At 38.1% G+C, this 13,282-nt stretch carries 16 protein-coding genes; 8 read left to right on the top strand and 8 right to left on the bottom strand.

The genetic code is table 11. The features are described from left to right. Positions 1 to 66: 66 nt before the first annotated feature. Together PQG52_RS00630 and PQG52_RS00625 are read right to left on the bottom strand one after the other, a co-directional pair. The gene (locus PQG52_RS00630) at positions 67 to 810 is read right to left on the bottom strand and encodes a polyprenol monophosphomannose synthase (protein ID WP_271789391.1); all 744 of its coding nucleotides are present in this window, start codon (positions 808 to 810) and stop codon (positions 67 to 69) included. A gap of 43 nt (positions 811 to 853) precedes the next feature. Continuing rightward, positions 854 to 1,336 carry an Lrp/AsnC family transcriptional regulator gene (locus tag PQG52_RS00625; RefSeq protein WP_271827441.1) on the bottom strand — a complete coding sequence of 161 codons (483 nt, stop codon included), beginning with the start codon at positions 1,334 to 1,336 and terminating at the stop codon, positions 854 to 856. A 135-nt stretch (positions 1,337 to 1,471) separates the two neighbouring features. On the opposite strand from PQG52_RS00625, the gene trxB reads away from it, so the two are divergent. Then, the gene (gene trxB, locus PQG52_RS00620) at positions 1,472 to 2,431 is read left to right on the top strand and encodes a thioredoxin-disulfide reductase (protein WP_271827440.1); all 960 of its coding nucleotides are present in this window, start codon (positions 1,472 to 1,474) and stop codon (positions 2,429 to 2,431) included. A 205-nt stretch (positions 2,432 to 2,636) separates the two neighbouring features. Here the strand turns inward: trxB and PQG52_RS00615 are convergent, their stop codons facing one another. The 4 genes from PQG52_RS00615 to PQG52_RS00600 all read right to left on the bottom strand — a co-directional run bounded on the left by PQG52_RS00615 (position 2,637) and on the right by PQG52_RS00600 (position 5,924). After that, entirely contained in the window at positions 2,637 to 4,073 is a 1,437-nt protein-coding gene (locus PQG52_RS00615; protein WP_271827439.1) for a mannose-1-phosphate guanylyltransferase/mannose-6-phosphate isomerase, read from the bottom strand. A gap of 44 nt (positions 4,074 to 4,117) precedes the next feature. Then, on the bottom strand, positions 4,118 to 4,411 hold the full coding sequence (locus PQG52_RS00610; protein WP_271789396.1) for an integration host factor subunit beta: 294 nt from the start codon (positions 4,409 to 4,411) through the stop codon (positions 4,118 to 4,120). A gap of 30 nt (positions 4,412 to 4,441) precedes the next feature. Continuing rightward, positions 4,442 to 5,380, bottom strand: a complete 939-nt coding sequence (gene sppA, locus PQG52_RS00605) for a signal peptide peptidase SppA (protein ID WP_271827438.1) — start codon at positions 5,378 to 5,380, stop codon at positions 4,442 to 4,444. Positions 5,381 to 5,474: 94 nt separating this feature from the next. Next, positions 5,475 to 5,924: a MucR family transcriptional regulator gene (locus PQG52_RS00600; protein ID WP_271789398.1), complete on the bottom strand. Its 450-nt coding sequence runs from the start codon at positions 5,922 to 5,924 to the stop codon at positions 5,475 to 5,477. Between the two features lie 615 nt (positions 5,925 to 6,539). Here PQG52_RS00600 and rplU point away from each other — a divergent pair. From rplU to proB, 4 genes are all read left to right on the top strand, one after another. Next, positions 6,540 to 6,842: a 50S ribosomal protein L21 gene (gene rplU, locus PQG52_RS00595; protein WP_271801045.1), complete on the top strand. Its 303-nt coding sequence runs from the start codon at positions 6,540 to 6,542 to the stop codon at positions 6,840 to 6,842. Between the two features lie 44 nt (positions 6,843 to 6,886). Then, positions 6,887 to 7,156 carry a 50S ribosomal protein L27 gene (gene rpmA / locus PQG52_RS00590; RefSeq protein ID WP_271789400.1) on the top strand — a complete coding sequence of 90 codons (270 nt, stop codon included), beginning with the start codon at positions 6,887 to 6,889 and terminating at the stop codon, positions 7,154 to 7,156. A 91-nt stretch (positions 7,157 to 7,247) separates the two neighbouring features. Beyond that, positions 7,248 to 8,282, top strand: coding sequence for a GTPase ObgE (obgE, locus tag PQG52_RS00585; RefSeq protein ID WP_271827437.1), 1,035 nt, complete (start codon positions 7,248 to 7,250; stop codon positions 8,280 to 8,282). Then, a complete protein-coding gene (gene proB, locus PQG52_RS00580) occupies positions 8,282 to 9,433 on the top strand; it encodes a glutamate 5-kinase (RefSeq protein WP_271828149.1) in 1,152 nt (383 codons plus the stop codon). Before obgE ends, proB begins: the two co-directional genes overlap by 1 nt. Here proB and PQG52_RS00575 read toward each other — a convergent pair. Next, positions 9,408 to 10,019, bottom strand: coding sequence for a hypothetical protein (locus PQG52_RS00575; protein WP_271827436.1), 612 nt, complete (start codon positions 10,017 to 10,019; stop codon positions 9,408 to 9,410). The genes proB and PQG52_RS00575 overlap by 26 nt on opposite strands. 105 nt (positions 10,020 to 10,124) lie before the next feature. Continuing rightward, complete coding sequence (locus PQG52_RS00570) at positions 10,125 to 10,385, bottom strand: DUF2312 domain-containing protein (RefSeq protein WP_271789403.1); 261 nt, start codon at positions 10,383 to 10,385, stop codon at positions 10,125 to 10,127. Positions 10,386 to 10,668: 283 nt separating this feature from the next. Here PQG52_RS00570 and zwf point away from each other — a divergent pair, with 283 nt between their 5' ends. The 3 genes from zwf to petA are packed head-to-tail and all read left to right on the top strand — an operon-like array spanning position 10,669 to position 13,281. Further along, positions 10,669 to 12,141 carry a glucose-6-phosphate dehydrogenase gene (zwf, locus tag PQG52_RS00565; RefSeq protein WP_271827435.1) on the top strand — a complete coding sequence of 491 codons (1,473 nt, stop codon included), beginning with the start codon at positions 10,669 to 10,671 and terminating at the stop codon, positions 12,139 to 12,141. A 6-nt stretch (positions 12,142 to 12,147) separates the two neighbouring features. Then, the gene (locus tag PQG52_RS00560; RefSeq protein ID WP_271827434.1) at positions 12,148 to 12,624 is read left to right on the top strand and encodes a hypothetical protein; all 477 of its coding nucleotides are present in this window, start codon (positions 12,148 to 12,150) and stop codon (positions 12,622 to 12,624) included. A 27-nt stretch (positions 12,625 to 12,651) separates the two neighbouring features. Next, positions 12,652 to 13,281 (top strand): ubiquinol-cytochrome c reductase iron-sulfur subunit, encoded by a 630-nt coding sequence (gene petA / locus PQG52_RS00555; RefSeq protein WP_271801047.1) that lies wholly within the window; start codon positions 12,652 to 12,654, stop codon positions 13,279 to 13,281. The last annotated feature ends 1 nt before the right edge of the window (position 13,282 follow it).

The raw sequence follows: 13,282 nt of genomic DNA, 5'->3' as shown, positions 1-13,282 counted from the left end.
TCGGACTGTAATTCTATAAGCAAAATATCCATAACTTATTCCTTACAAATTCAAAAATATAATAAGCTATTTTTTCTTTAGCGATGTTTTGAATAATTTTTCCATCAACATGAATAAAAATTGCACCATAATTTTAAAACCCAATTTGCTTTCGCCAAAAAGTCTTTGACGAAATTGAAATGGAATTTCTTTTAAGCGAACCGATGCTGAGGCAGACATGACTAAATCCAATAAAATCTTGAACCCCGTGCCCGATAATGCGGGCAATAGCTGAATAAATAAAGAGCGCCTTAACATGAAGAAGCCACTCATTGGATCATTCAAGGTGACTGGTAAAAATTGTTGAGAGATTCGAATCCCTGTATTGGATAAAAAAAGCCGCCAACGATTGGCTAATCCAGTATTATCGCCTCCTTCGACATGGCGACTTCCAACAGCAAAATCATAATTTTCCCGTAATATTGCATCTAACATTGTCGGCAATAATGTTTCATCGTGCTGCATGTCACCATCAATAACAGCCACGCATTCCGCTGAAGAAGATAGTACACCTTCAATTACAGCAGAAGAAAGTCCTCTTCTTCCTACGCGTAATATCCCTCTAATTCGTTGATCTTGTTGTGCAAGTTGCCAGACTTGTTTTATTGTGCCATCAGGGGAATTGTCATCGACAAAGATTGCTTCCCATTTCCGTCCATCTAACGCTTTGATTAATGCACTGAACAACGGCTCGACGTTATCGCGCTCATTATAACATGGGATAATAACACTTAGCTCTAGTCTATTTTCGAAAGGACGAGAAGCATTCATAACATCATTTACTATCTATTAATATAACCTATATCTATGGAAATTATTCCGCATTACTTTCTAAGGGAACCCCTTCTCGTTGTAAACTGGTTCTGATAATTTGCAATGTTTGCACGCGTGCGACATGAGGGTTATTGGTTAATTCATGCGTCAATCGATTCTCATCTTCTGCATCTTTGGCAATAAAACGAATCAAAAAGTCAACGCCACCCCTGACCATATGACATTCACGAACTTCTGGTAATTGTGCCATCTGGGCTTCAAATTCTTTTAATACAGATTCTTTTTGGCTATCCAACCCAACCAATACAAATACAGTCAAAGACCATCCCACCGCAGCGGTATTGATTCTGGCATGATAGCTTTGAATAACGCCCATCGCCTCTAATCGTCTGACGCGTCTTAAACAAGGAGGAGCAGATATTCCAACACGCTGAGCCAAATCTATATTGGTAATGCGACCATCTTTTTGTAATTCATCTAAAATCAACCAGTCAATCTTATCAAGGTCTACTAAACGTGCCATATACTTCTTATTCCGCCCTAGCATTTTGCTAATATCTATAAAAGACTATTGTTAAACAAAACCTTCTTCTTATACAATAAACCCAATATATATATAATTTCAAAAATCGCTACGATTAAATCAGGATATAACAATATGACAGAAACTTTTATAACAAATATGCTTATCGTTGGTGCTGGCCCAGCTGGATATACCGCTGCGATTTACGGTGCCAGAGCCAACATGAAACCTGTTTTATTAACAGGCATGCAACCTGGCGGACAATTAACCATCACCAATGATGTCGAAAATTTTCCAGGCTTCGCCGATGCAATCCAAGGACCTTGGTTAATGGAGCAAATGGCCGCTCAAGCCAAAAATGTTGGCGCTGAAATCGTCATGGATAGCGTTTCAAAATGTTCCTTGTTGAATCCTCAAAAGGAAGATGGATATTTTATTTTTCATACAGATAATGGCAATATCTATAAAGCCCGTACTGTTATTATCGCCACAGGTGCCCAAGCACGCTGGTTAGGACTAGAAGCAGAACAGCGTTTACAAGGCTATGGAGTTTCCGCGTGTGCGACTTGTGATGGTTTCTTTTATCGTGGTAAAAAAGTAGCCGTTATCGGTGGTGGCAATACCGCGGTTGAAGAAGCTTTGTATTTGACCCATCATGCTTCACACGTGACCCTAATTCATCGCCGTGATAGTCTAAGAGCTGAAAAAATCCAACAAGACCGTTTATTGAATAATCCAAAAGTATCTGTGATTTGGGACAGTGTTGTCGAAGATATTCTTTCAGGCGGAACTCCAGAAGCTGTTACGGGTCTTGCTTTGAAAAATGTAAAAACCAATGAGCAATCAACTTTAGAGATTGATGGGGTTTTCATTGCTATTGGTCACAATCCCAATACATCTTTATTCAAAGACCAACTTGATCTCGATTCTGAAGGATATATAATTACTCAATCAGGCACGCCTAAAACATCTATTCCTGGCGTTTTCGCTGCAGGCGATGTTCAAGATAAAACCTATCGCCAAGCGATCACTGCAGCAGGTTCAGGCTGTATGGCTGCTTTGGATGCTGAACGGTTTATAAGTGAAATTGAATAAATAAAATAAAAGTGGGAAATAGCAATATTATTTCCCACTACTCTCGAAATGATTAACAATACTGACGTAAAGCTATCTGCCAATAGGGCTTTCTTGGGGCATATTACAAGTAAAGTTCGTGCAATTAAATCATTTTAACCCAGACAAATGCCCCAATAGACACTTTAAATTCTTATAAAGGATGGATATTTATAAGATATAAGGCTTAGTCTAAACGATTATAATTATCCTCCAAACGCACAATATCATCTTCATTTAAATAAGAACCAGATTGTATTTCAATAACCACCAACGGAATACGTCCTGGATTTTTCAAACGATGTAATGTTCCAACAGGCAAATAGATACTTTCATTTTCTTTGACCAAAATAACTTCAGTATCTCGTGTAACCTCGGCCACTCCAGAAACAACAACCCAATGTTCAGAACGATGATAATGCTTTTGCAAAGAAAGTTGTGCACCCTCATTCACAACCAATTGCTTCACTTGAAAACGATGCCCGCTCGCCAAAGTTTCATAATATCCCCACGGACGGTAACAGCGTGTATGTGCAAATGCTTCTTTCTGATTGGCTAATATTAACTGTTCAACGATTTTTTTTACGTCTTGAGATTTGCGTCGATCTGTAACTAAAACTGCGTCTTTGGTAACCACCACAACAATGTTATCAAGACCATTGACCGCAGCAACCATGTCATCCGAACGGATATAGCTGTTCTGTGTATTCTCAAGAACAACATTGCCAATGGCAACATTCCCTACCTCATCTTTTGCACTAATGTCCCAAAGTCCATCCCAACTACCAATATCTGACCAAGTCAAATCAGCAGCAATCACCAGCATTTTTTCAGTTTTCTCTGCAATTGCATAATCAATGGAAATATCGGGAACTTTCACAAAATCTTCTAATTGAATACACTCAAAAAATAAATCAGTTTTACGTTGTTGAATGGCAGTTTGGATACTCGAAAGCAGCTCTGGCGTGTATTTTTTCATTTCCTGCAACATTATTTTTGCAGAAAATACAAACATACCTGAATTCCACAAATATTCTTCAGAGTCTAGCATTTGTGCAGCACGCTGAAAATCTGGCTTTTCAGTAAATGCTTTTACAGAAAAAGCATGTTGAGCATTTTGAACCTTATCGCCCTTTTGAATATATCCATACCCTGTTTCTGGTCGAGTAGGTTGAATCCCAAAAGTAATTATATTCCCTTGTTTAGCCAGAGACGCTGCTTCTTCAACCAACTGAATTAATCGTTCAGTTTCTTGAACAACTGCATCCGCTGCCATCACCCAAAGGATATAATGTGGATTTTCTTCTTCTACTAATAGACTAGCAGCTGCAATAGCAGGTGCAGAGTTTTTTCCTATTGGCTCTAATAAAATACGGGCTTTTTCGATCCCGATTTCACGTAATTGTTCGGCAATTAAAAAACGATGGTCATTATTACAAACAATGATTGGGTCTGTAAATAAAGACCCAATTGCTCTAAGTGCTGTATCTTGCAACATCGAATTTTCAGATAATAACGGCCATAATTGCTTAGGAAAACTGGCTCGAGATACAGGCCATAAACGGCTACCCGTTCCACCTGATAAAATTACTGGAACAATTTTTATCATTTCAGTTCCACTCATCCTATACCCCTTTGCCTGATTTCCTTAAGCTTTATCGAAAATAATTAAGCCTCATCCATTTGACTGTTTGTCCGTTTTCTTAATTCTTTTCCTGTTTTAAAGAAAGGAACATATTTTTCATGAACGTCTACAGCATCTCCTGTTCTTGGGTTACGACCAGTACGTGCTTTACGATTTTTCACGAAAAAAGCACCAAAACCACGTAATTCTACTCTACCGCCTTGGGCTAGAGAACTTTCGATTTCATCGAAAATAGTAGAAACAATCAAATCAATATCTTTAATTAATAAATTTGGATGTGCAGCTGCAATCTCTAAAATAAGCTCAGATTTAGTCATTTAATTTATACTCGTTTTATAATTTTTTACCTAAGGATTCCAAATTGCTATCGCACCATCGAGATTTTCATAATCTTTATACACAATTTGATGTATAAAACCGTTCATTGAATCTCCCAACATTTCGCCTACAAATTTAGAAAACCATTTAGAAGGTTTCTTATTCTTTAATTCCGTTACGTTGATATCAGATGGTAATTTTGAGTATTGAATTAACCAATTTTTAGCATCTTTTTCTGTCCCAATTTGATCAATCAATCCATTTTTAACCGCTTGTTGACCACTATATGGACGACCATCACCAAGTTCTCTGACTTTTGCAGCATCCATATGTCTTCCTTCAACAACCATCCCGACAAACTGATCGTAAAAATTCTCAATCAATCCTTGCAACATCTCACGACCTTGCGGGGAAAGTGGTTTAATCATTGAGGGTTGACCTTTTAACGGACCAGAAACCAATTGATCTACATTAATTCCAACTTTACCCAACAATCCTGAGATATCAGGAGCTTGCATAATAACACCAATCGAACCCGTCAATGTCGAATTAAGAGCGAAAATGCGATTAGCAGGTACGGAAATCATATAGCCAGCCGAAGCAGCAACGCCTCCCATACTCACAACTACAGGTTTCTTTTTTGCAAAACGCGTAACCGCATCATGCAGTTGCTCGCCTCCAGTAACGGCGCCCCCTGGGCTATTTACACATAAAATCATCCCTTTGACAGATTTATCCGCCAAAGCATCATCAATCAATTTAACCTGTTTAGAAACATCAGAACCAATAATACCTTCAATCTTTAACTTCACTAAATGATCGGTATTGCGTCCCATTTTAGATAAAGAGGAACCTGCAATAATTGTTACAATAGACACAATAAATATAGTACATGCGATACACCGCCATAAAACCAACTTTCGTCGAATTTTCTGGCGTTCTAGTAACAAATCACTTTCTAATTGCATTGATCAGACTATCCCGTAACAAATTAACTATCATTTAATAACCTTAAAGATTGGATATATAGATATCCAAACCTATAGTGTCAAAAGAATATTACTAATCTTCTTTACGACCTCTACGATTACGTGGTTCACTTTTGCTGCTGGCCACATTTTTACGCCCCAATCCAATTTCACGAGCTAAATTAGATCTACGCTCTGCATAATTGGGTGCCACCATAGGATAGTCAGCAGGCAAGTTCCAACGTTCACGATATTGTTCAGGAGTCAGCCCATAAGCACTTTGAATATGTCGTTTTAACATTTTAAGCTTTTTCCCATCTTCTAGACAAATAATATAGTCAGGGAAAACAGAACGTTTAATTGGAACAACAGGCTGCAACTTTTCTGTATCGGAACCATTCTTCTCTATAGAAATTAATGTTTGATAGACTTGTCTGATTAATTCTGGCAACTGGTCAGAGCCCACCGAATTATTTGATATATGAGAGGAAACTACTTTGACAGTCAGTTCTAACAATGATAAATTTTTTTCTTCTAATTCCATATTATATTATCCAAAATATCACACTAAATATTTGAATTTCATTTAAAAAATTTAAATAAAATTATATAATAAACACTCTTTTACTATACATACTGATAACAGTTTTAGCATTATTTAAAATAATTACTATACAAAATTATAAAAAAATTAATTAACCTTGATACTATACTCACTAGCTAAAATAAAAGTTTGATAATATTTTGTTTTATGTTTATGTCATAAAGGACGATCGCAATAATGATCACTTTAACAGAGATTTAAAAATCATGTTTCAAGTAAAAACAGTGTCTATTATATGTATTATCGCTTTATTTTCTTTGACAAACTGTACAAAAAACAGCGACAAACATCAATATGTTAATGGCTCATATTTGCAAATAGGCTCTGGTGGTTCTTTACGATAAATTTTATTGAATGATTTGAAATATATAACAAAGCATCAATATACTGATTATTAAATTAAAGAAAATAAATAAATTTACTTAGTGATTGACTTTTTTATCAAAAAATATGATATAAGTCTGAAATTCAGATCTAATCTTCTGAAACGAATTATAACAAAAAGAAATTCTGTAAAGATCATTACAAGAATTTGACATCTATAGAGAGTTTATAATGTTTGCAATTATCCGCACGGGTGGAAAACAATATCGCGTTACTCCTGATATGGTATTAAAAGTTGAAAAACTTGATGTCGAAGCAGGAAGCACAGTAACTTTTTCTGACGTATTAGCTGTTGATGGTACAATTGGTATCCCGACTGTTGCTGGTGCTTCCGTAAAAGCAACTGTTATCGCACAAGATCGCTTAAAGAAAGTCATCATCTTTAAAAAACGCCGTCGCCAAAACAGCCGTCGTAAAAATGGACATCGTCAACCTGTAACAGTTTTGCGCATTACCGAAATTAATGCTGCGTAATTCATAAACCTATTCAATATTGATTTTAAAACAGGAGATAAATCATGGCACATAAAAAAGCAGGCGGTTCCTCCAGAAACGGACGTGATACAGAAGGTCGTCGTCTTGGAGTGAAGAAATTTGGTGGACAATCTGTTATCGCTGGTAACATCATTGTGCGTCAACGTGGAACAAAAATTAAACCAGGCGCTAATGTCGGTTTAGGTCGCGACCACACAATTTTTGCCCTTGTTGATGGCAATGTACGTTTTGATAGCCGTAACAAAGGAAACGTTACAGTTTCCGTAGAAACACTAGCAAACGCTGCTGAATAAAACGATCATTGACCTTTTTGGGTCTATGTTATTCAATAAAGGGTCGATTCGTTTTGAATCGACCCTTTATATTTTAAGGTATAGATAAAAGATGAAATTTCTCGATCAAGCTAAAATTTATGTAAAATCAGGTGATGGTGGCAATGGTGTAGTCGCATTTAGAAGAGAGAAATTCATCGAATATGGTGGCCCTGATGGTGGCGATGGCGGACGCGGTGGGGACATCATTTTCCAAGCTATTGATAATCTAAATACCTTAATTGACTTTCGCTACACTCAGCATTTCCGCGCCAGAAAAGGTGGGAATGGGTCTGGTGCCAATCGCACAGGTGCTGCGGCAGAAGATGTCGTTATCAAAGTCCCTGTTGGAACACAGATCTTTGATGATGACAAGGAAACGCTCTTGGCAGACCTTGATGAAGCAGGCAAAACAATCACTTTATGCCGTGGTGGCGATGGCGGTTTCGGTAATGCACGCTTTAAATCCAGTACGAATAGAGCCCCTCGCCGTGCAGATCCAGGATGGCCCGGTGAAGAGCGCTGGGTATGGCTACGTTTGAAGTTAATTGCCGATGCTGGATTGGTTGGTTTACCCAATGCTGGTAAATCTACCTTTTTGTCAGTTGCTTCTGCAGCTCGTCCAAAAATTGCCGATTACCCATTTACAACCTTACATCCTCAATTAGGAATGGTGCGTTTATCTTCTACAGAAGAATTTGTCTTAGCTGATATTCCTGGATTGATCGAAGGCGCTCATATGGGCAGCGGTCTGGGGGATAGATTCTTAGGACATGTTGAACGCTGTGCGTTACTCCTTCATTTGATCGATATCACTTCTGAAGATGTGGTGCAAACGTGGAAAACCATTCGTCATGAACTGGAAGCTTACGAAGGTAATCTTATTGAAAAGCACGAAATCATCGGGTTAAATAAAGCCGATCTTCTGACGCCAGAAGAAGCCACAGAGAAACAACAGGCTTTGGAAAAAGCAACAGGGCAAAAAGTATTTTTACTTTCTGCAGCCACGCATCATGGCGTGAAAGATATTTTATATTATTTACAAAACTACATTACTAATCATAAATTAAATGATAGTTCTCACCAGAAACCATTTAGCCCAATATGATGCAAACCCCTCAACTTAATAAAGCCAGAAGAATCGTTGTTAAAATTGGTAGTGCATTGCTTGTCGATGGACAAAATGCGTGTATTCGACAATCTTGGTTAAAAAGCATTGTCCAAGACATTACCAATTTACATCAACAAAATTGCGATGTTCTTGTTGTTTCTTCGGGTGCGATTGCGCTGGCACGTTATACGTTTAACCTTAATCGTCATAAATTACGACTTGCAGAAAAGCAGGCGGCGGCGGCCATTGGGCAAATTAAACTAGCCCAAGCATGGAGCGAAAATTTTCTGGAGCATAATATTACTACTGCTCAGATTTTATTAACATTAGAAGATACTGAGACACGTCTTCATTATCTAAATGCACGCTCTGCTTTGGAAACTTTGTTAAAGTTAAAGTGCATTCCTATTATTAATGAAAACGACACCGTAGCAACTTCGGAAATTCGCTTTGGAGATAATGACCGCCTTGCTGCCCGTGTTGCTGAAATGGTCGGAGCAGACCAATTAATCTTGCTTTCAGATATTGACGGATTATATACAGCTGATCCTAAGAGCGATCCAAATGCCAAACATATCCCCGTCATCCAAGAGATCACGCCCGAAATTATGACAATGGGTGGCAAAGCCCCTACTGGATACTCTTCTGGAGGAATGGCAACGAAGCTTGCTGCGGGAACCATCGCAAATACTGCAGGTTGTGCCATGGCGATTGCTTTTGGAAAATTACAACATCCTCTGAAAGCATTACAAGAAGGCGCTAGATGCTCATGGTTCTTACCAAATAGCTCAACCTATACTGCACGTAAGAGGTGGATTGCGGGGGGTATGACCACCAAAGGTGTGATTTATATCGATCATGGTGCAGAAAAAGCGTTATATTCTGGTAAATCTTTACTACCTGTTGGCATTACCAAAGTTGATGGATATTTTCAAAGGGGTGACTTGATCAAGATTGGGAATAAAGAGGGAAATATTATTGGCAGCGGTGTTACTGCTTATGATTCTTCTGAAATTAATCAAATTATTGGTCTGCAAACAGAAGATATTAATACCTCCTTAGGGTGGGAAGGACCCGATGAAGTCATTCATCATGACGACATGGTACTTCCTCCCCTTTTATCTATCTCGGAGGCCAACGCAAAATAGGCTCTGCTCGACGACGTTGTTGTGATTCTTCTTGCCTTTCTTCTCTGGCAGATTTGGGTGGAGGATCATAAACACGTTCTTCTCTTCTTACTGAAGCAGATGCTTTCTCTTGCACTGGTTCAATAGATCTAGTTCTCGTCCGATTATCGGTTACGACGTCTGGAGCATCATTATAGACTGCTGTTTTTGAAGTTACTCCAACAGGTGTAGCGACCGTCCCTGATTGCGAAGGTGGATCAAAACAAGTCGGATTGCTTTTAGTTGAAGGCACCACAGAGTAATATTCAGGAGGATTGGTAGCCTTCCTGTCTCTTGCAATAGTTTCTTCACGCACCATATCCCGTTCAGACATTGGAACCGGTTGTAATTTAAATTCTAACCGTTCACGAGCATCTGGGATCCGTTTTAACAATACGCGTAACTGGGCTTGGATATCTTCCATTTGATGATCCAAATACGTTAAACGACTTTTTAACCCAAAAACGGAAAAAGGCATTAATAAAAAACAGAGCCCAAAAATGATAACAACACCAACAATGACGAGCTGTAACCACCAAGGAATCCATTCTGGAAAAAAAAGCGCCATAAATCTATTCCAGCTATCTAACTTATAAGTAATTAAAAATATTCTTAAAATTATGAACGAATTTATCAAGTTTAAGGAAATTGTCAAAATTTCCTTTTTTATTCGTTACATTCCTAACGCACGGCGATAAATATCGAAAAGCGTTTCTTGCTCTTCAATCTCAGATGGCTCTTTCTTACGTGCACTAATAATACGACGAACTACAGGAACGTCAAACCCCGCTGACTTAGCTTCAGCATAAATATCTTTAATATCGTTTGCTAACCCTTTACGTTCTTCTTCTAGACGTTCAATACGTTCAATAATACTCCGTAAACGGTCTGCTGCGATTCCACCAACTTCGGGTGTTTTTTCGAATTCACTCATTTTAATTCCTATCGTTTTTATATAATCTAACATTGACTATTATATATATTGCATTACGCAATCCTTTTAATATGGTCAATTATTTGATGCATTATTATTTTAACAAACAATAATTAAAAGTTTGAAAAAAAAAAATATCATATTAAGCTAACGTTAAATCATGATAATCAGTCAGGCTGACTATTCAATGATAGGTTTATATTTTTATAACGTTTTTTACCAAGTATATTTTTACACAAAGTCATATGACTAAATACAAGTAATCTGAAAGGTTAATTTTTTTATGGAACAGCCACACTCCTATTCACCATTTGATTTTATCATATTTGGTGCAACAGGCGATTTAACAACTCGAAAATTATTACCTGCATTATATTATCGTTTCCTTGATGGCCAACTACTTGGCAATACACGTATTATTGGTACTGCACGTTCACCTTTAAGTGACGAGGATTTCAGAAATCGTGCTCGTGATGGGTTGAACCAATTTATCCGTGAAGAAGATCGCACGCCTGAAAAAATAGAAGAGTTCGTGCAACATATTTATTATGTTAGCTTAGATGGGGCAGATCCAAATGGCAAATGGGTTGATATCGAAAAACTATTAAATTCAGATCAAGCCAGCGCAATTCGCATTTTTTACTTTGCGACAGCCCCTCGCCTCTATGGTGATATTTGTGATAATTTATCCAATCGCAAATTACTAACAAAAACGACGCGGGTCGTTTTGGAAAAACCAATTGGTACTTCACTTGAAACTGCAGAAGAAATCAATAGTCGTGTTGGTAAACACTTACCTGAAAATCATATCTTCCGTATTGACCATTATTTAGGCAAAGAAACTGTTCAAAATATTTTAGCGTTACGGTTTGCAAATCCTGTCTTCGAGCGGTTATGGAATTCAGACTCCATTGATTATGTTGAGATTACAGCAGCTGAAACTGTTGGTGTCGGTAAGCGCGGTGGATATTATGATGGCGCAGGTGCATTGCGTGATATGGTGCAAAATCACTTGCTGCAAGTCCTCTGTATGGTAGCAATGGACCCTCCTATTTCCCTTAACGCAGATGATTTACGCAACGAGAAATTAAAGGTTTTACGTTCTCTAAAACCAATGACCGATGAAATGATTCAAACAGATACGGTAAGAGGTCAATATACTGCAAATACTATTGATGGAGAAGCTATTCCTGGCTACTTAGAGGAGCTTCAAAAAGACAAAAGCAATACTGAAACTTTTGTTGCGATCAAAGCACAAATCAATACATCTCGTTGGACTGGTGTTCCTTTTTACCTTAGAACAGGAAAAAGATTGGCTGAAAAAACAAGTGAAATTGTGATTCAGTTCAAAAAATCTGCATGGTCTTTGTTCCCTACGGCTTCAGAGCCAAACCGTTTACATATCCGCATTCAACCTGACGAAGGTGTTTCTTTGTCTATGCAAGTCAAAGACCCAAGCAAGTCTCATACAAGCTTACGCAACACCTCAATTGATATTGCGTTCTCTCCCGCATTTCATATTCGTTATCCTGATTCCTACGAAGGCTTATTAATGGATGCTGTAAAGGGTGATCCGTTGCTATTTATTCGTCGGGACGAAGTTGATGCTGCTTGGAAATGGATTGAACCTATCCTTGATGGATGGGCACGTGACGTTGTACCGCTTTCTAAATATAAGGCTGGAACTTGGGGACCTTTGGAATCAGAACAATTATTAGCAAGAGACGGCCATATTTGGCACGAAAATATGCCTTAATCTGTGATGTCGCAATTATCTGATAAGAATCAAAAGCCTGTTGAGCAAGAAAAGATTACTTCTCGCTTTATAGGCAAACCTCGTCGTTCTATGAAACGCAGAATTATGCAGCGTGTTATTTTTGCGCTGCTCTTTTCTGCGGCTGTTATTGGTGCCCAAGAAATGGGATGGTTAAATAATATTTCCCGCCAATGGACTAAACAAAAAGTCAACTGGATGGATAATAAACAGGTTACTCAGTATCTTCGCACTGTCATTACTGACAACCAATTAACTCAGACACCAACCAACTGTCTTGTTTTTGTAATTAATAATGATAATGGCGGCGAAATAGTTAATATGCAGGTCAGAGAACAGCATAATAGTAGTTGTTCTAATACACGGACTGATTTTCCTATATTATTTACCTTTCGCGTCAATCGAACAGATGGTAATATACAAGTTGACAAAGGATCTCCTAATCACTTTTATCCTATCCATTAAAGTGATTATTGACAAGGTTCAATTCAAATGACAGACAATCCATCCACACCAACACCTGTAATACCTCCCTCACAAAATCGTCGCAGTTTTTTACAATTATTAACTGCCAGTTCTGTGACTGTAGGAGGGGTTGTTGTGGCCTGGCCTTTTCTAAACAGCCTTAGTTCTCAAAACACAACACTTGAACAAAATTTTGTTGATATTGATATTTCTTCTCTAAAGGCAGGGCAGCAAATAACCGTAACATGGCAAGGACATCCTGTTTTTATTTTAAATCGTCCGACAGAGGCGCTTCAGGCCTTACAAGACGCAAGCTTAATCACACGATTACGAGATCCTGATAGTAAAGAATTACAGCAGCCTTCCTATACCCAAAATTGGCACCGTTCAATTCGTCCAGAAACTGTTGTTTTAATTGGATCTTGCACGCATTTAGGTTGTGTGCCGACATTAAAGCTAGGCGCTAAATTAGGCAGCTTTTATAATTGTGCGTGTCATGGCTCAAGGTTTGATTTAGCCGGACGTGTCTATAAATCTATGCCAGCCCCATATAATTTACCAATTCCACCCTATACCTATTTAAAACCAAATATTATCCGTATCGGTGAAAATCCCAAAGGGCAGAATTTTGATTTCACGCAGATCAAACAAATATAGC

This window comes from Commensalibacter communis, from assembly GCF_947179105.1.
GTDB lineage: Bacteria > Pseudomonadota > Alphaproteobacteria > Acetobacterales > Acetobacteraceae > Commensalibacter > Commensalibacter communis.
This window is presented reverse-complemented; position numbering and strand designations above follow the sequence as displayed.

Excerpts from the sequence above, each read along its gene's own strand:
- sppA (WP_271827438.1), bottom strand. The coding sequence starts at position 5,380 with ATGCAATTAGAAAGTGATTTGTTACTAGAACGCCAGAAAATTCGACGA.
- PQG52_RS00600 (WP_271789398.1), bottom strand. The coding sequence starts at position 5,924 with ATGGAATTAGAAGAAAAAAATTTATCATTGTTAGAACTGACTGTCAAA.
- PQG52_RS00575 (WP_271827436.1), bottom strand. The coding sequence starts at position 10,019 with ATGGCGCTTTTTTTTCCAGAATGGATTCCTTGGTGGTTACAGCTCGTC.
- rpmA (WP_271789400.1), top strand. The coding sequence starts at position 6,887 with ATGGCACATAAAAAAGCAGGCGGTTCCTCCAGAAACGGACGTGATACA.
- PQG52_RS00570 (WP_271789403.1), bottom strand. The coding sequence starts at position 10,385 with ATGAGTGAATTCGAAAAAACACCCGAAGTTGGTGGAATCGCAGCAGAC.
- petA (WP_271801047.1), top strand. The coding sequence starts at position 12,652 with ATGACAGACAATCCATCCACACCAACACCTGTAATACCTCCCTCACAA.
- PQG52_RS00625 (WP_271827441.1), bottom strand. The coding sequence starts at position 1,336 with ATGGCACGTTTAGTAGACCTTGATAAGATTGACTGGTTGATTTTAGAT.
- obgE (WP_271827437.1), top strand. The coding sequence starts at position 7,248 with ATGAAATTTCTCGATCAAGCTAAAATTTATGTAAAATCAGGTGATGGT.
- rplU (WP_271801045.1), top strand. The coding sequence starts at position 6,540 with ATGTTTGCAATTATCCGCACGGGTGGAAAACAATATCGCGTTACTCCT.
- zwf (WP_271827435.1), top strand. The coding sequence starts at position 10,669 with ATGGAACAGCCACACTCCTATTCACCATTTGATTTTATCATATTTGGT.
- PQG52_RS00615 (WP_271827439.1), bottom strand. The coding sequence starts at position 4,073 with ATGAGTGGAACTGAAATGATAAAAATTGTTCCAGTAATTTTATCAGGT.
- PQG52_RS00560 (WP_271827434.1), top strand. The coding sequence starts at position 12,148 with ATGTCGCAATTATCTGATAAGAATCAAAAGCCTGTTGAGCAAGAAAAG.
- PQG52_RS00630 (WP_271789391.1), bottom strand. The coding sequence starts at position 810 with ATGAATGCTTCTCGTCCTTTCGAAAATAGACTAGAGCTAAGTGTTATT.
- proB (WP_271828149.1), top strand. The coding sequence starts at position 8,282 with ATGCAAACCCCTCAACTTAATAAAGCCAGAAGAATCGTTGTTAAAATT.
- PQG52_RS00610 (WP_271789396.1), bottom strand. The coding sequence starts at position 4,411 with ATGACTAAATCTGAGCTTATTTTAGAGATTGCAGCTGCACATCCAAAT.
- trxB (WP_271827440.1), top strand. The coding sequence starts at position 1,472 with ATGACAGAAACTTTTATAACAAATATGCTTATCGTTGGTGCTGGCCCA.